Source organism: Peredibacter starrii (assembly GCF_034259205.1).
GTDB classification, from domain to species: domain Bacteria; phylum Bdellovibrionota; class Bacteriovoracia; order Bacteriovoracales; family Bacteriovoracaceae; genus Peredibacter; species Peredibacter starrii.
The window spans coordinates 71866-88004 of record NZ_CP139487.1 but is presented as its reverse complement, the minus strand read 5'-3'; the positions used below and the strand labels follow the sequence as shown (position 1 = coordinate 88004).

Annotated in this window: 14 protein-coding genes; 10 read left to right on the top strand and 4 right to left on the bottom strand. The window is 43.0% G+C overall.

Going from position 1 to position 16139, the window contains the following annotated elements:
- Nucleotides 1-23: 23 nt before the first annotated feature.
- Nucleotides 24-524, bottom strand: a complete 501-nt coding sequence (locus SOO65_RS00445; protein WP_321395363.1) for a hypothetical protein — start codon at nucleotides 522-524, stop codon at nucleotides 24-26.
- A 5-nt stretch (nucleotides 525-529) separates the two neighbouring features.
- Nucleotides 530-1258 (bottom strand): hypothetical protein, encoded by a 729-nt coding sequence (locus SOO65_RS00440; RefSeq protein ID WP_321395360.1) that lies wholly within the window; start codon nucleotides 1256-1258, stop codon nucleotides 530-532.
- Between the two features lie 100 nt (nucleotides 1259-1358).
- Between SOO65_RS00440 and SOO65_RS00435 the strand changes: the two genes are divergently transcribed.
- The gene (locus SOO65_RS00435) at nucleotides 1359-1961 is read left to right on the top strand and encodes a hypothetical protein (protein ID WP_321395358.1); all 603 of its coding nucleotides are present in this window, start codon (nucleotides 1359-1361) and stop codon (nucleotides 1959-1961) included.
- Here the strand turns inward: SOO65_RS00435 and SOO65_RS00430 are convergent.
- Nucleotides 1958-4519 (bottom strand): M16 family metallopeptidase, encoded by a 2562-nt coding sequence (locus tag SOO65_RS00430; RefSeq protein WP_321395356.1) that lies wholly within the window; start codon nucleotides 4517-4519, stop codon nucleotides 1958-1960. The two genes, SOO65_RS00435 and SOO65_RS00430, sit on opposite strands and share 4 nt — an antisense overlap.
- A gap of 116 nt (nucleotides 4520-4635) precedes the next feature.
- Between SOO65_RS00430 and SOO65_RS00425 the strand changes: the two genes are divergently transcribed.
- The 5 genes from SOO65_RS00425 (at nucleotide 4636) to SOO65_RS00405 (ending at nucleotide 11583) form a co-directional block, all read left to right on the top strand.
- Nucleotides 4636-5715, top strand: coding sequence for a coproporphyrinogen-III oxidase family protein (locus SOO65_RS00425; RefSeq protein ID WP_321395353.1), 1080 nt, complete (start codon nucleotides 4636-4638; stop codon nucleotides 5713-5715).
- 119 nt (nucleotides 5716-5834) lie between these two features.
- Complete coding sequence (grpE, locus tag SOO65_RS00420) at nucleotides 5835-6362, top strand: nucleotide exchange factor GrpE (RefSeq protein WP_321395351.1); 528 nt, start codon at nucleotides 5835-5837, stop codon at nucleotides 6360-6362.
- 28 nt (nucleotides 6363-6390) lie between these two features.
- Nucleotides 6391-8316, top strand: coding sequence for a molecular chaperone DnaK (gene dnaK, locus SOO65_RS00415; RefSeq protein ID WP_321395348.1), 1926 nt, complete (start codon nucleotides 6391-6393; stop codon nucleotides 8314-8316).
- A gap of 73 nt (nucleotides 8317-8389) precedes the next feature.
- Nucleotides 8390-9538: a molecular chaperone DnaJ gene (gene dnaJ, locus SOO65_RS00410; RefSeq protein WP_321395346.1), complete on the top strand. Its 1149-nt coding sequence runs from the start codon at nucleotides 8390-8392 to the stop codon at nucleotides 9536-9538.
- Nucleotides 9539-9639: 101 nt separating this feature from the next.
- Nucleotides 9640-11583 carry an ABC transporter substrate-binding protein gene (locus SOO65_RS00405; protein ID WP_321395344.1) on the top strand — a complete coding sequence of 648 codons (1944 nt, stop codon included), beginning with the start codon at nucleotides 9640-9642 and terminating at the stop codon, nucleotides 11581-11583.
- 43 nt (nucleotides 11584-11626) lie between these two features.
- Here the strand turns inward: SOO65_RS00405 and hpt are convergent, their stop codons facing one another.
- Nucleotides 11627-12193, bottom strand: coding sequence for a hypoxanthine phosphoribosyltransferase (gene hpt / locus SOO65_RS00400; RefSeq protein ID WP_321395342.1), 567 nt, complete (start codon nucleotides 12191-12193; stop codon nucleotides 11627-11629).
- Nucleotides 12194-12439: 246 nt separating this feature from the next.
- Here hpt and SOO65_RS00395 point away from each other — a divergent pair, with 246 nt between their 5' ends.
- Genes SOO65_RS00395 through nagZ form a run of 4 tightly spaced genes read left to right on the top strand, consistent with a single transcriptional unit; the run spans nucleotide 12440 to nucleotide 16129 of the window.
- Nucleotides 12440-13465: a rod shape-determining protein gene (locus SOO65_RS00395; protein ID WP_321400164.1), complete on the top strand. Its 1026-nt coding sequence runs from the start codon at nucleotides 12440-12442 to the stop codon at nucleotides 13463-13465.
- Nucleotides 13465-14283: a PilZ domain-containing protein gene (locus SOO65_RS00390; RefSeq protein ID WP_321395340.1), complete on the top strand. Its 819-nt coding sequence runs from the start codon at nucleotides 13465-13467 to the stop codon at nucleotides 14281-14283. Before SOO65_RS00395 ends, SOO65_RS00390 begins: the two co-directional genes overlap by 1 nt.
- Nucleotides 14280-15047: a hypothetical protein gene (locus SOO65_RS00385; RefSeq protein WP_321395337.1), complete on the top strand. Its 768-nt coding sequence runs from the start codon at nucleotides 14280-14282 to the stop codon at nucleotides 15045-15047. Before SOO65_RS00390 ends, SOO65_RS00385 begins: the two co-directional genes overlap by 4 nt.
- Nucleotides 15044-16129, top strand: coding sequence for a beta-N-acetylhexosaminidase (gene nagZ / locus SOO65_RS00380; RefSeq protein ID WP_321395335.1), 1086 nt, complete (start codon nucleotides 15044-15046; stop codon nucleotides 16127-16129). The genes SOO65_RS00385 and nagZ overlap by 4 nt, the downstream gene beginning before the upstream one ends.
- The last annotated feature ends 10 nt before the right edge of the window (nucleotides 16130-16139 follow it).

Below are 16139 nucleotides of genomic sequence, written 5' to 3'. Positions count from 1 at the left end.
TGAAAGGGCCTTCGGGCCCTTTTTTATTTCTTGTTGAGTGATTTAATCAGAGCGGAGCCAACCATGAGTGCTCCACCAGTAATGATCAGAGTATTAGCAAGGGTATCATTCACTCTAATTCCGCCGCCGTTATAGGCCTCTTTCGGAGGATTTACATCGGCCGGTTTCTTTTCTAAATCCGGCTTAAATTCCACTGCTAATTCAGACAGCGTGAGCGGTGAAAGGCTTTCAGGAATAAAAACGGGAATGTCCTGGGCCGGGCCATCAATGGCGACTTTGACCGTTTTGATATCGCCTTTGATGCGAATGAGTTGATTCTCATTTTTAGCAATTTGTTCAGCGATGTTTTTATTTTTAGTCTCGAGTGGATAAGCGTGAAATTTACCGTTAACTTCATAGGTCACAAAGTACTTATAGCTTACGTTCTTGACCGTCTTATCAACTTTTACAATTTTTCCCCAGACCATAGCAGGGTCTTTGGCGAAGATCGAACAAGAGAGAAGAAGAGCGATAAGAATATTCATATGACCTACTCCGAGATTTGAATGGCATCGACCAGGCCTTCCCAATTTCTTTCAATCAAACCATATTCAAATTGAATGTACTTAGAAAAAGGCCAGCTCAAGGCAGAGTATTGCCTTTGACTGATTTCCACCGTGTAGTGATTAAGCCAGAAGTGAACCTGGTCATAGAGATACTTAGGTCCCAATTCCATGTGGCTACTCATGTTGATTTGCAGATGTAGCATGGCAATCATCGGAAGAGTCGCGCGGAATTTATATTCCGGCTTCATGAGCTTATCCGTTAGTAAATTATTGTAGGCCGCAAGCTCATCGGCGGAATCAAACTTCTGGGGCACACGTGAGACCATCTTTCTCACCCAACACATTTGATTGCGAACTTCGAGATCATCCAGGTGAGCCTCAGTAAGGATATTTCTCACTGGATAGAAGGTACTCGTATAAGTCAGCCGTCCGCAGTGATTTAATTTCGGATCTAGGGTCGCCTGATTCGAGAGGGGATTCACCCAAAAGCTAAGTGCACCAAAGAGAAAGATTCCCAGCACAATATAGATAGTCTTAATTTGCGGACGCACAAGTTTCACTGGTATAGCGACAAACAGCCCAAACCAGATGAAGAGGGCGACGCTGGAGATGAATTCAAAAGGTGAGAAGATCACCGCAAAATCGATGAAACGCCAAATAGGTAGGGCGAATAACAAAATCACAATGGCGAAGACTAACTTCAAACGTTTCATCCCCTCATTATTCCACGGTTTAAGTGCTCGAGGCAAAATATTCCGGGGACATTTGAGTCGGGTTTGTGGGGTATGCTAAAATGGAGTACGGGGGAATCTGATGCATCAAGACGCTAATGCAAAAAAGATTATTCTATCAACCAATCTTAAGGGATTCTTTTTCGAGGGTCTCACAGAGTTGAACAAAAAGTCACTTTGTCCTGTCCCTGAATCAGTTATCTTTTATTCTTCTGATGTCCTGGATAAATTCGCGCTCTCGCAAAACTTCTTTGAAACCAATGAAGGAAAAGTGCGTGAGAAAATCTTGGGCATGAAACTTCTGGAAGCGACTCAAGTAGGTCGTGAAGAACAAAAACGTATCTACAAAGAAGTGGGAGACATGTCGCTCTTAGTTTGTGGATACTTTTCAGAATCAGTGAATAAAAAGCTGGTCGATACTCAGTACTACGCTCAAATTGGAAAGACGGCCTATTCACATTTAAACAATGTGTCCCCAAACTTTTTGGATATCCCAAGTTTTTACGCAATGGTTGCCACTTGTTTTGAGTCACTCACAACATTAATGACAATTCTTGCAACCAAAGATCGTCATGGTACTGACAACAATCTTATTTTTCAAAAGCTTTTAAGAAGTGAAAAGTTAAGTGAGAAGGAAATGATGGTAAGCGGAGTTTTACCTCCACTTACCCAGAAAGTTTCTTAGTCGTTACGTCCGGCCTGAACAATATTCCATTTCTTCGAGAAGAACTTCTTCAGGAACGCCTGGAAGTCTTCGTATTTAGCACTACGGATTTGATCATTGTTCTTGTGAGGGAAATCAAGACCTAGACCGTGAAGAACAGGAATTGAGTAGAACTGGGCATAGTCTTCATTAGTTTGAATACCAAGAAGGTTTTGACCATCGATCATGGTTTTAATACGTTCAAATTCTTCACGCTTAATTCCATGATCGCGAAGGTTGTTAAGAATACCTAGGATCGCCTCGATCGCCGCCTCAGTTTTATCGTGGCCTGAGCCAATATAAATTCCCCAACAGCCAGCTTCAAGTGCCGAAACGTGAATTGGTGAAACTGAATAACAAAGTCCCTTACGGTCACGTACATCAACGAATAGCTCAGAACTCTGACCAGAAAGGTGAGCCGTGATCATCTTTAAGTATAGATCTTCTTTGTTACCAATTGGATAAGCAGGTGCACCAATCACAATTTGAGTTTGCTCACGTTTGAATTCAAGGTTCGCCGTTTTACCAACGAGACCTTTGGCCTTTTTAAGTGTCTTTTTACCTGGAGTGCGCGGTTTAAGATTCTTTGTCGCTTCCATAAAGTGGTGATGAACCACCGAGAAATCTAAGTCACCACAATAAGTGAAGATAAGTTCAGAGTTCTTAAGTAGACCCGCGTGTACTTTTTGAAGACCCATTGGACTAAAAGTCTTGATAGTTTCCGGAGTACCAGCGAGATCAAGTGAGTAAGCGTGCTGATTGAAGACCATTTTATAGAAGGCCTTGAAAGCTTGCTTCATGGCATCTTCTTTCTGGTTATCAAGCGCGCGAAGAATCACTTTCTTCTCGTGATCAAAAAACTTCTTAGGGATTTCTGGTGTTAAGAGAGTACCGAAGAAGTGGTGAGAAAGTCTTTCAAAGTCTTTGGTCTGACCATGAAGAGTCATTCCGTAAGCATTCTTGCCCGAGAAACCATTTAGTGAAGAAGAAAGAGATTCAAGTTCGTTTTTAAGTTTCTCGTAACCCATGCCCTTGTAGCCATAAGTCAGGAGACGGCTACTCAGATGATGAATACCAGCATTCTTAGCGGTCTCAACCGATTGACCACCTTTCATATATGCATGCATCACAAACGTTGGAGTAAGCTTGTTCTGACGATAAATCAGTTTGATACCCGGCTTGAGCTCAACCACTTTAACTGCACTGTCATGAGTAGAAGTAAGTTGTTTAATTTTACTGAACTTAGATTTGGTTTTAGTTGCGGCCTTTTTAAGTTCGCCCTGCCACTTCTTAAGTTCTTTCTCAAGTGGCTCCATCTTCGTTCCCTTCGGAACTTGCAGAGTAAAGTGAGAGGTTTGACGAACAACTTTCTCGATTCCACTCCAAACTTCATCAGTCGAAGCGGCACGGATTTTTTCAATGAACTCATCTTCACAGAAGATATTTCCAGATTGGGCAAAGCCGTGACCTAAGCTGAACGCATAAGACTCAATCGACTCACGCTCATAGATCTTTGAAGAGATGTATTGATTTTTAATCTTTGTGATTTCTTCCGGTGTGAAGCCATTCACGAGAACATCATTAAGAGTGCTCATGAAAAGTTTTGAGACCTTAGATAGGTTCTCAACCGGGAAGCTCATCTTAATCATGTGCACGCCACCGTTGGCAAAGTACATCGTTGATCCAGCAATACCGTTACAAAGAGAAGTCTTCGCAACGAGGGCCTGGTAGAAGCGAGATGTTTCACCATGGGCGAGACAGTTGATCGCCAGATCTTCTGCCGCTGCCTTCTCATGATTATAGTTAGGAGATTGAAGACAAAGAGTCAGAGTCGCCTGACGAATGTCTTTATCATGAACGTTTACCGATTCTTTTTCTTTAATCGTGAATGGACCGAATTCAGACTTCTGACCATGAGGCAGACGGAATGAACGGATCTTCTTTTCAAGTTCAGCGCGATCTTTTAAATCACCCGCCACAACCAATAGAGCGTTCTCTAAGTTATAGAACTGCTCACGGAAAGATTTCACCTGTTCTTGCGAGAAGTTTAGGATGGTATCTTCGCGACCCAGGATCGGGTGAGCGTAACCATTTTCAAATGAAGCCTTCTGAAGCTGGATGAAATTGTACTGAGAAGGATTATCCATGGCACGACGATACTCTTCGAACACTACTTGTCTTTCAGAAGGAATGTCTTCCTGACCAAATAGTGGATTGGCCACCATATCAAGCAGGATATCTACTGACTTGTCCATGAACAGGCTTGGAGTGTTGATGTAGTAACAAGTGTAATCGAATGATGTGAAAGCATTTACTTCACCACCATAAGATTCGATATCGTGGGCCAGTTGCGGGCCCGGACGTTTTGGAGTTCCTTTAAAGAACATGTGTTCTAGGAAGTGAGCGATACCTTGGTTATCATGCTTCTCAAGCGCGCTTCCCGCGCGAAACCACATCTGCACTGTCCCTGCACTACAACCGGGAGAGTGGATGAATAGTGTATTTAATTCGTTGTCCAACTGAACTTGATCAATTTTCATAGCTTCCTTACTCAATAATTTGCACAGGCCATCCCGTGACAGCTGTTCTATTATCCCTTCAGAGATAAATTTTTAGAAGGACTTTCTACTCAATGACTCAGGTGTCCAGTCTTTATTTGCACGTTCCGTTTTGTAAGCACCTGTGCAATTACTGCGATTTTTATAAGCGTAAGCTTGATTCATCTCAGAATCAGTTTGAGGATTTTCATCAGTTTTTATCTGCTTCAGTCAAACGTCACGAAGATTTGATGAAAGCACATAACTTTGAATGGGGCGTATTAGATACTGTTTATCTCGGTGGTGGAACGCCATCTCTCTGGGGTGAAAAAGGTGCTTCTTTCTTTCAAAAGATCTTAGAACCAATCGGAGTCTCTAAGGACGCTGAGTTCACCATGGAGATTGATCCAGGAACCTGGTCCCCAACGATGCTGGATGCCTGGAAGAAAATTGGTCTTAACCGTATTTCGATCGGTACTCAAACACTTGATCCTGATTTTTTAAAGATCATGGACCGCGTGCATTCACTGGATGATAGTCTGCATTTTCTCGAGGTATTGCAGAAAGAAAACTGGAACTATTCCTTAGATTTTCTTCTGGGGATTCCGTTCTCACGTGAGAAGAAACGAGACATTAAAAAAGAGCTCGATCTTCTTTTAAAATATTCTCCGAAACACATTAGTCTTTATATTCTGAATGCTCGCTCAAAGTACCCTCATATTCAGGACATGCCGGATGATGAATTCATCCGTGATGAATACCTTTTTGTGAGTGATTATTTAAAGAAGCATGGCTTTCATCACTACGAAGTTTCTAACTTTGCTCTACCAGGTTTTGAGGCCCGCCATAATCAGAAATATTGGCGAGCTGAATCTGTGGCAGCATTGGGTCCAACTGGAACGGGTTATTTTCAATTAAATAAAAACGAGGCCCTTCGTTACAAATGGAAGGTCTCTGAGGCCGAAGTAGAAGTAGAGCATTTATCTGATAAAGAACTTTCACTCGAGCAAACTTATCTCTCTCTTCGCACTTCCGAAGGTTGGATTCCGCCAAAAGGGAGTGAATGCCTCATGAAAAGCTGGACCCAGCAGGGCTATGCAGAAGCGCAAAATGAGAGAGTGAAATTAACCTCTTTGGGCTTTTTGATGTTGGATTCCTTGATGGATGATCTCTTTCGCTGGGAAGCGCAACGTAAGTAGCTAATATTGTTGCTCATGATTTAGTGCAATAAAATCACTTTTTTTTTCTGTCCTAACATTGACACTCATCCATTCGAACCCATCTTGGGATTAACAAACATTGAACTGTGAGAGTGTGCATGGAACCTAATGAAAACAACAAAGAAGAAAACAAAACGGAAACGGCCGCTGAAGCAACAACTGCTGAAGCTACTGTAGAACCTAAAAAAGAAGAAATTGATTTCAAGGCCAAGTACTACTACGTAGCGGCCGAAATGGAAAATTATCGTAAGCGCATGGAGCGCGAAAAAGAAAACCTTCTTAAGTATGGTAACGAGCGAGTGATGTCTGACCTCATTCAGGTCATCGATAACTTCGACCGTATGATTGATATGCTTCGTCCGGATGAAGATCAGAAAATCAAGAACATGGTGACTGGTCTGGATATGGTGAGAAAGCAGTTCATTGAAACGCTTTCGAAACATGGTCTGACTCCAGTGGAATCAGTGGGCAAAGACTTTGATCCTAACTTCCACGAGGCCCTGGCGCAGGAATACGCTGAAGGCAAAAAACCGAATGAAGTGATTAAAGAATTTCAGAAAGGTTATTCACTCAATGGTCGTCTAGTACGTCCGGCGAAAGTGGTTGTTTCAAGCGATAAACAGTAATTAAAAAGTAAAAAATAAGGAGAATTATATGGGAAAAATTATCGGAATTGACTTAGGTACAACAAACTCGTGTGTGGCCGTTATGGAAAACGGTACATACAAAATTATTCCAAATGCTGAAGGACACAATACAACTCCTTCAATCATTGGTTTCGCTAACAATGGTGAAGTTCTTGTTGGTCAGGTTGCAAAACGCCAGGCCGTAACGAACCCAACTAAAACTCTATTCGGTATTAAGCGTCTTATCGGTCGTAAGTTTACTGACGCTGAAGTAACTCACTTTCACAAAGTGGCCCCTTTCGATATGTTCGCTAACAAGAATGGCGACGCTTGGGTAAAAGTTGACGGTAAAGAATATTCTCCTCAAGAGATCTCTGCGAAGGTTCTTGAGAAGATGAAAAAAGCCGCTGAAGACTATCTTGGTCAACCAGTAACTGAGGCTGTAATTACAGTTCCTGCTTACTTTAACGATGCTCAAAGACAAGCAACGAAAGATGCTGGTCGTATCGCTGGTCTAGACGTTAAACGTATCATCAACGAGCCAACTGCAGCTGCTCTTGCTTACGGTCTAGATTCTAAGAAAGATAAGAACATCGCTGTATTCGACCTTGGTGGTGGTACATTCGACGTTTCGATTCTTGAAATCACTTCTGACGGTGTATTTGAAGTTAAATCAACTAACGGGGACACGTTCCTTGGTGGTGAAGACTTCGACTACCGTATCATTAACTGGTTAGCAGAAGAGTTTAAGAAAGAAACTTCGATCGATCTTAAGAACGATAAAATGGCCCTTCAGCGTCTTAAAGAAGCTGCAGAGAAAGCTAAACACGAGCTTTCTTCAGTTACTCAAACTGATATCAACCTTCCATTCATCACTATGGATGCGACAGGTCCTAAACACTTGAACCTAAACCTTTCAAGAGCGAAGTTTGAGTCTCTAATTGGCGACCTTATCGATAAGCTAGTTGCTCCTTGTAAAACAGCGATCAAAGACTCTGGTCTTTCTCTAAATGAGATCCAAGAGGTGATCCTTGTTGGTGGTGCGACTCGTATGCCGATCGTTCAAGCGAAAGTAAAAGAGATCTTCGGAAAAGAGCCTTCTAAAGGTGTAAACCCGGATGAAGTGGTTGCTGCTGGTGCTGCAATTCAAGGTGGTGTTCTTGGTGGTGACGTTAAAGACGTTCTTCTACTAGACGTAACTCCGCTTTCTCTAGGTATCGAAACTCTTGGTGGCGTATTCACAAAAATCATCGAGAAGAACACAACGATCCCTACGAAGAAATCTCAAACGTTCTCAACTGCGGTTGATAACCAACCAGCTGTATCAATTCACGTACAACAAGGTGAACGTGAGTTCTCAGCTGATAACAAAACTCTAGGTCGTTTTGATCTTGCAGGTATTGCACCAGCTCCACGTGGTGTTCCTCAAATTGAAGTGACTTTTGATATTGATGCTAACGGTATCGTTCACGTGTCTGCTCTTGATAAAGCGACAGGTAAAGCGACTAACATCGTGATTACTTCTAACTCAGGTCTTTCTGAGGAAGAAATTAAGCGTATGGTTCAGGATGCTGAGAAGAACCGTGATGCAGATAAAAAACGTCGTGAAGTTGTTGACGCTAGAAACAACCTCGACAGTCTCGTTTTCGCGTCTGAGAAAGGTATCAAGGACGCTGGAGATAAAGTACCAGCTGATAAAAAAGCTGAGATTGAAGGAGCAATCAGTGAAGCAAAAACAAAACTCACTTCAGAGTCTTTGGACGAAATTAAAGCAGCGACTGAAAGACTACAAAACGTCGCTCACAGCCTTGCCCAGTTCATGTATCAAGGACAACCTGGTGCCGATACCGGTGCCGGTCAAAATGCCGGTGGGGCACAAGGATCGAACGAGTCGCAATCGAAGAAGAAGGATGATGGCGACGACGTGGTAGATGCGGATTACAAAGAAGTTTAATGGCTGAATAAGCTTTTCAAAGACGGCCCCTTAGCAATAAGGGGCCTTCTTGCATGATGGATGGCAAATAGATATGAGTGGTAAACGTGATTATTACGAAGTGCTTGGAGTAGCGAAGGGCGCTTCGAAAGATGAAATCAAAAAAGCGTATCGCAAACTGGCGATGCAATACCATCCGGATAAAAATCCCGGAAACGCTGAAGCTGAAGCGAAATTCAAAGAAGCTTCACATGCGGCCGACATCCTGATGGATGATCAAAAACGCTCTATGTACGATCGCATGGGACATGCAGCTGAACAAGGTGGCATGGGCGGCGGCGGATTCCAGGGCGGAGGTTTCTCAGGTGACTTCGGTGACCTTGGTGACATCTTCGGAGATATCTTCGGTGATATCCTGGGTGGTCAGCGTGGTCGTGGTAGTAGAGGTGGAGCTCGTCGTTCTCGCGCTCAAGCGGGTGATGATCTTCAAACTGAAATCACTGTGACATTCGAAGAAGCGGCATTTGGGGTTGAAAAAGAAATTCAAATCATGCGTTCAGTGGCATGTGAAACTTGTCACGGTTCTGGTGCTAAGAAAGGCTCAGGTCCTGTGACATGTGATATGTGTCAAGGGCACGGAGAAGTAAGACGTCAGCAAGGTTTCTTTACCATCGCTCAGCCATGTCCTAAGTGTCATGGTACTGGCCAGATGATCAAAGAAGTTTGTGAAACTTGTCACGGTCGCGGCAAAAATAAGAAGAAAGAAAAACTAAGCGTTAAAGTTCCAGCGGGGATCGATGAAGGTCAACGTCTGAAGCTTTCAGGCCAGGGTGATTCTGGTCTTAACGGCGGTCCAGCTGGTGACTTGTTTGTGCTTATTCACATTCAGGAGCATGAGTTCTTTAAGCGTGATGAGTATGACGTTATTTGCGAAGTTCCAATTAGCTTCTCACAAGCGGCAATGGGAACTGAGATCGAAGTTCCGACTCTTGGTGGACGTGTATCAATGAAGATTCCTGAAGGCACTCAAGCGGGCCAGAAGATGAAGCTTCGTAACAAAGGTATTACTAAACTAGGCGGCTATGGTTTTGGTGATCAGATCATTACCATCCATGTTGAAACTCCAACCAAGCTCACTAAAGAGCAGCGGGAACTTTTTGCCCGACTCTCTGAGCTAGAGCAAAACTCTTCGAATCCTATGTCGAAGGGATTCTTTGATCGAGTGCGCGAACTCTTCCAATAAATCTTCCAAGCAAAAGGGGCCTTCGGGCCCCTTTGTGTTTTCTGTGACAATATTCCGATCTGGGGTTAAAATCTTCACACGACTTCTTCAAAGGAATATTAGTGCGTATCATTCTGATGCTCCTCCTCACTCTTGCGGCCTGTACGCAAATTAAAAAAACTAAAACTATTGATGAATCGCAGATCTCGGCCATCTCGAAGCAGAAACTTAATGAAGCTCGGGATCTCATCAAGGCCAATCAACCTAAGCTAGCGATCTCAAAACTTTCTGAACTTCACGATAATGGTCTTTCTCCAGTAGAGAAGGCGCTTAAGTATAATTTGAAAGGTGTGACTCTCTTCAATATGGGAGAAGTTGATAAGGCCCTTTTAAATTTCGAAGTTTCTGAAAAGTACGCTCCTAGAGACACTCAGCTTTACAGCCAAGTCCAACTTAATATGGCGAGCGGCCACTTCAAACTTAATCAGTTCAATGAGCTCAATGATCGTCTGAATAAGATCGATCGTAAGGTCCTGACTGATGCGGAAAAGAAGAAGTATGCTCAGCTTGCTCTTGCTTACGGAAACAAGGTTGAAAATCATCCACTAATCGTTTCTTCATCACTGACTCTCATGAGTGACGTTAAAACTTTTGGTGAAATCCAAAGCAATAATCTTTATGAACCAATGAAGGCCTCATTTAATAAAATGAGCCAAGGTCAGAAGATTGAAATGCTGGAAGAATTCAACGACAGCAAGAATCTGGCAGTTGCCCAGCTTGCTATGATTGAAGCAGACGAGCGCTACCTTGGTGGCGATAAATCAGGTGCTCAAGATGTGACGGCCTGGCTTAGCTCTGAGTTTGGTGACAATGCTGAAGTTCAGACTTTCGTAAAAGATTTTGAACTTCGTTTTGCCAATTCTTCTCGCATCAGCATCTCCGATATCGGTCTGGTTCTTCCTTTAACAGGGGAGAAGGCGCAGTTTGGTGAGAAGGCCTTAAGTGGTATTGATACGGGTCTAAAAGTTCTTGGCATGAATGAGAACGTTAAGATCCACACCAAGGATTCAGTTGATTCTCCGGCCCAAGGTGCGCAGGCAGTGCTGGAACTTATTCGTGAGAAAAAAGTTTCTTTCATTATCGGTGGTCTATTCCCTGAGTCTGCCAAAGCGGAATATTTAGAGGCCCGTAAGTATGGCGTCCTTTATATTTCTCTTTCTCAGATCAACCTTCCAAAAGAAGAGAAAAACCACCACCTAATTGAAGTACAAGGTTCAATTGAGTCTCAAGTTGAAACACTTCTTTCTGAAGACATGATCAATAAATTCGGAACTCGTATCGGGGTCATCTTCCCGGACAACGAAGGTGGTAAGGCCTACGTTGATGAGATCTGGAGAAAGGCCACTCAGAAAAACCTAAGTGTTACGAGTGTGGCGAGCTTCCCGAAAAATACTCACGATTACCGTGATACCGCTCAATTATATTTGGGTCTAAAGTATCCTCGTGAGCGTTCAGAAGAACTAAAAATTATGGATGACGTTTATTCGCTCGAGAAGTCGTCTATCCGTCGTGTTCAAACGCTTCCGCCGGTGCTGGATTTTGACTGGGTCTTCCTGGCGACTTATCCTCATGAAGCAACTCAACTCATCCCAACTCTTGGCTACTATGATGCTAATCGCATCAAGGTCATTGGTGGGCCAAGCTGGGTATCTAAGTCGATGGTGAAGGAACAGAAGAACCTTGGAACACTTTACTTCGTGGGTGATGATCCGCAAGACATCAACCAGGAAATGTTAACGAAGTTCCAGGAAATCTATGGAAAACCTGCGGGCCTAATCGAGATCATTTCTCTTGATGCCATGAAACTCGGTGCTGACACTCTGACTGCGACAGGCGAGGTTTCAAGCCGCGATGACTTCGACGCAAAATTAAAGTCTCATGGAAAACTCAAAGGTCTAACGACAGAGTGGGAATTCAAAGACGGCATCTGGGTTAAACGCATGAATGCGATGACCATCACAAGAGGCGAGATTGTGAAGCTCTTTGGATCAGAAAAACTTCAATAAATCAGAAACAAAAAACCCCGGTTTCCCGGGGTTTTTTTATGTCTTAGTTTGGATATTTTAGATAATAAAGCTGCTCGAAATTTCGTCCGTAATCTTCCAGATCAAGTCCGTAGCCCACGATAAACTGATCTTCGATTTTCTTCCCAGTCAGGTCCGGCTGGATGTTCACAGTGCGCTTATAAGGCTTATCGAAAAGTGTGATTACTTCAAGTGAACGGGGTGAGCTCAGCATAATGCGCTTTTTGAGGAAACTTAACGCACGGCCGGTATCTACGATCTCCTCCACGATAACTACGTTGCGGTCCATCAGATTTGTGGTGATATCTTTGCTGATGGTGATCGTGCCATGGTTTTCTTTGCTGCGGCCCACTGCTTGGAGCTTCACAAAATCCACGTAAACCTTGACCCCTTTGATCTCTCTGATCAAATCGGCCATGAAAACCATACTGCCCTTAAGTACTCCGATCAGAACTAGATCCTGACCCTGATACTTCTGAGAAAGGGTATTACCCAGGGTCTCAACAATACCTTTGATCTCCTTCGCATCGATGTATTTTACGAATTGAGAAGACACAAAACTGGAAGGGAACTTATTCTTTTCATCGCTCATGATCAGTCCTTTAAAACGACCATTCTACCGTTTTGATGGGTCGGGTGAAAAGCCTTACATAGCCGATGCTTTTACTCAGGAAAAAGAATCCCTGTTTATATTCTTGTCCAGAACAGGGCTAAATGATAAATTTTACTGATACTGCCTCTCGCTCGTGGTTATTAAGTTTCTTGCTGGATGCAGGTCTTGAGCTGTTGTTGAGTTTGAAAGTGATTCAGAGTTAAAGGGATATTTATGTTTAAAAAAATGCTTGATTGGTTTTCGAATGACTTGGCGATCGACCTTGGTACCGCCAACACACTAGTTTATGCCAAAGATCGTGGAATCATCGTTAACGAGCCATCAGTTGTGGCCGTTCACCAGGGTTTCCGTGGCGAACAGAAAGTTCTTGCTGTAGGTAAAGAAGCAAAAGAAATGCTTGGACGTACACCAGGATCTATTAAAGCAATTCGTCCTATGAAAGACGGGGTGATTGCAGATTTCGAAGTTACTCAGGCAATGTTGAAATATTTCATTCAGAAATCATTGAATGGATCAAAACTAATTAAGCCAAGAATCATCATTTGTATTCCTTTCGGAATTACACAAGTTGAAAAAAGAGCTGTGAAAGAATCTGCTGAACAAGCTGGTGCTCGTGAAGTTTATCTGATCGAAGAACCAATGGCAGCTGCGATCGGTGCTGGTCTTCCAATCACTGATCCATCAGGTAACATGATCGTTGATATCGGTGGTGGTACAACTGAAGTCGCAGTTATCTCTCTCGGTGGTATCGTTTACTCGAAATCAGTACGCGTTGCTGGTGATAAATTCGATGAGGCCATCGTTTCATACATTAAGAAAAAATATTCACTTCTTATCGGTGAAAGAACTGCTGAGATGATTAAGATGTCGATCGGTAACGCTTATCCGTTCGACGATGAAGTTAAGACTTACGAAGTTAAAGGTCGTGACTTGATCGCAGGTGCGCCTAAGACAATCGAAGTAACTTCAGATGAAATTCGTGAAGCACTAGCGGATCCTATTTCAGAAGTTGTTGAAGCAATTAAAATCTCTCTTGAGAAAACTCCACCTGAACTGGCCGCTGATATCGTTGATAACGGTATTATCCTTGCTGGTGGTGGTTCACTTCTAGCTAACCTGGACATTCTGATTAAAGAAAAAACTGGTCTACCAGTATCTCTTGCAGAAGATCCTCTTACTTGCGTTGTTCGCGGTTGCGGAATGGCGCTTGAGTCTCTGACGCTTCTTCGTCAGGTGACAACTCTTAGCTAATGTCTCAAACCTTTTTTAGCAAACAAGATCCTACCGAAAAGCTTAGCAGGCTCTCCCTGCTAGGCTCTTCGAGAGGAACTGTCATTGTTTGGTTGAAAGGTAAAAAAGAAAAGCACACCTACCAAGTTCTTAAGTTCGATAAAGATCGCGAAGAAATCGTTCTAGATTCCAAAGACACAATTTTTAAGGCCGGAGAAACTGTTCTGTGTAGTTTTGAACTACGTGGAATGAATTTCTTTTCTGAGACCATCTTTCAGGTGAGTATCAGCGGTTATAACGTGCTTCAGGTGAAGAACATTCTTTATAAGTCTGAGCGTCGTTCGAGTTATCGTCTTCTGACTTTCCCGATTTATGAGGTCTACGTTGATTTCAATTTGGGTGAGGCCTATGTGGGCGGTAAAGTGGTGGACATGAAATCCCGCTCTAGTCAGACCGGTCTTTTCAAAAACTTCCTGCAAATTGTTGGTGATGAAAAAGAAAATACTTCACCAGGCGAAAAATTAAAGATCAGAGTCCAGGATCTATCTACTACTGGTATGGCCATTCATGTTGGTGAGCTAGAGAGTAAGCATTTTGAAAAAGACATGATCTTTGAAAATGTGGACATCAGATTTACGGATGAAGTGATTCAGATTCCTGAAGTGAAAGTTGTTTATGTCGTGGACTATATTTCTAACGACAAAAACATTAAGAAGTACAAAGTGGGACTTCATTTCAACAATCTTCCCACTCTTATTGATGATCAAATCGGAAAGAAAATTAATCGTCTCCTAAGAGAGAATGATTTCAATAAAGATTTCGAGAATTTCATAAAGTGAAAATTTTATTAGTTCTGCTACTAGCTGCGGGTTGTTCCTCACGAGGAATCAGTCCTTCTCAAACAGAAGGAAAAACCACTTATTCTTATACCGATGTGGCGGGTACGTATCGTATCGCCCGCGAATTTAAAATGGTTAAGCAGAGACTGGTGAGCCGAAACGTTTTGTTAAGTTCTGGAAGTGATAACAAGACCCTCGAAAAAAGCATCACGGTTTCTAAGCTCGGTTCCATTCGTTCTAATAAGTCCCGCTTGATTACCCTAAGACCAGAGGCCTCTGAATTTTCGGTCTGGCTGGAAGGGAAGAAGTATTCTTCGTCGATGAGGATCAATCCCAAGACCAAATCTATGCGAGTGACTTTAGACAGTCCGGAGAGTCGCTGGCGAGGAACTCAGGAAATTCCTTTTCCGAAGGGGAAGTTCTTTTGTTTTTATAACCAAATACCAGAGTGTCTTTATCGAAATTCGCTTCTCCAGAATGCTTACGATACAAAAAAGAAGAAACTCGAGTTTTTTGTGATCTGGGACAACTATCCATACCTGCAGGATCAACTCAGTCATGTGGGGAAAAACCTATTTGCACCTGCAACCTTAAAATTTGATGGAGAAATAAAAAATAACTTCCGATATATTGTTGAAGTAGAGGGACAGATCATTCTGTATCAATTTACGAAGTCCCTGGATCTGGTGAAGATGGCCTGGATCGCCCAAGGTATAACCATGGCAGTTCCAGGTGATGACACCAATTCCGCTGAAGAGATGTGAGGTTTAATTTGGATACTTACGGCCAGCTGATTATTTCGGGCATTAAAGGAACAAGTCTTCTTCCAGAAGAAGTTGAGTTCATTAAGAACGAAAAATTGGGCGGTATCATTCTTTTCTCTCATAACTTTGAAGATCCTGCCCAGCTGGCGGAGCTGGTGAATAATATTCAAAAGCTTCGTGATGAATATCCACTTTTTATCTCTGTAGATCAGGAAGGTGGAAGAGTCGTTCGCTTCAAAAAGCACTTCACCCAACTTCCAGCGATGCTGGATCTGGCAAAGCTTGATTCTCCGAAGCTTGTTTTCGAGGCCCATCAGGTAATCGCCAAAGAACTTGCTGCTTGTGGAATCAATCTTAGTTTCTCTCCGGTTTGTGACATTCTTACGAATCCGGACAATAAGGCGATCGGTGACCGAGCTTACGGCACGGATGCTGAGACCGTAGAAAAATATATTAGTGCTGCCATTCGTGGACTTCAGACCAGTGGTCTTCTTTCATGTGCTAAACACTTCCCAGGTCACGGCGGAACAACTCAGGACTCCCATTTTGAACTGCCATTAGTTAAAACCACTCTGGCGGAACTCAAGTCGCGTGAAATGATTCCTTTCATTAAGGCCTCTAAGTCACGTGTAGAATTTATGATGATGGCCCACCTTATGGTGGACGCTATCGATGATAAGCTTCCAACCAGCCTTAGTCCTCGCGCTTACGATTTCCTTCGTCAGGAAACCAAGTTCACCAAAATCGTGATTACTGATGACATGGAAATGAAAGCAATAGCTGATCGATTTAGTATCGAAGAAGCGGCCGTGATGGCGATGAAGGCCGGCACTGACATGCTTCTTTACCGATTCATGGAAGACGCGGACAAGGCGCTTAAAGCGATTCGTGAGGCAGTTAAGAAACGTAACCTCACCAAAGAATCAATGCTTGAGAAACTTGGGCGGGTTGAACGTTGTAAGAAAGAGAACCTTGCTAATTATCAGCCGATCTATATTCCAAAAATTGCGGATGAGTTCAACTCACCTGAGGCGAAAAAGCTCCTGGCTCAGTATCAGGCATCTCAGACAACGAAAGTCTGATATAGCAGGA

Bases quoted from the DNA above. Each gene is read 5' to 3' on its own strand.
- SOO65_RS00445 (WP_321395363.1), bottom strand. From the start codon at position 524: ATGAATATTCTTATCGCTCTTCTTCTCTCTTGTTCGATCTTCGCCAAA.
- SOO65_RS00440 (WP_321395360.1), bottom strand. From the start codon at position 1,258: ATGAAACGTTTGAAGTTAGTCTTCGCCATTGTGATTTTGTTATTCGCC.
- SOO65_RS00435 (WP_321395358.1), top strand. From the start codon at position 1,359: ATGCATCAAGACGCTAATGCAAAAAAGATTATTCTATCAACCAATCTT.
- SOO65_RS00430 (WP_321395356.1), bottom strand. From the start codon at position 4,519: ATGAAAATTGATCAAGTTCAGTTGGACAACGAATTAAATACACTATTC.
- grpE (WP_321395351.1), top strand. From the start codon at position 5,835: ATGGAACCTAATGAAAACAACAAAGAAGAAAACAAAACGGAAACGGCC.
- dnaK (WP_321395348.1), top strand. From the start codon at position 6,391: ATGGGAAAAATTATCGGAATTGACTTAGGTACAACAAACTCGTGTGTG.
- dnaJ (WP_321395346.1), top strand. From the start codon at position 8,390: ATGAGTGGTAAACGTGATTATTACGAAGTGCTTGGAGTAGCGAAGGGC.
- hpt (WP_321395342.1), bottom strand. From the start codon at position 12,193: ATGAGCGATGAAAAGAATAAGTTCCCTTCCAGTTTTGTGTCTTCTCAA.
- SOO65_RS00395 (WP_321400164.1), top strand. From the start codon at position 12,440: ATGCTTGATTGGTTTTCGAATGACTTGGCGATCGACCTTGGTACCGCC.
- SOO65_RS00390 (WP_321395340.1), top strand. From the start codon at position 13,465: ATGTCTCAAACCTTTTTTAGCAAACAAGATCCTACCGAAAAGCTTAGC.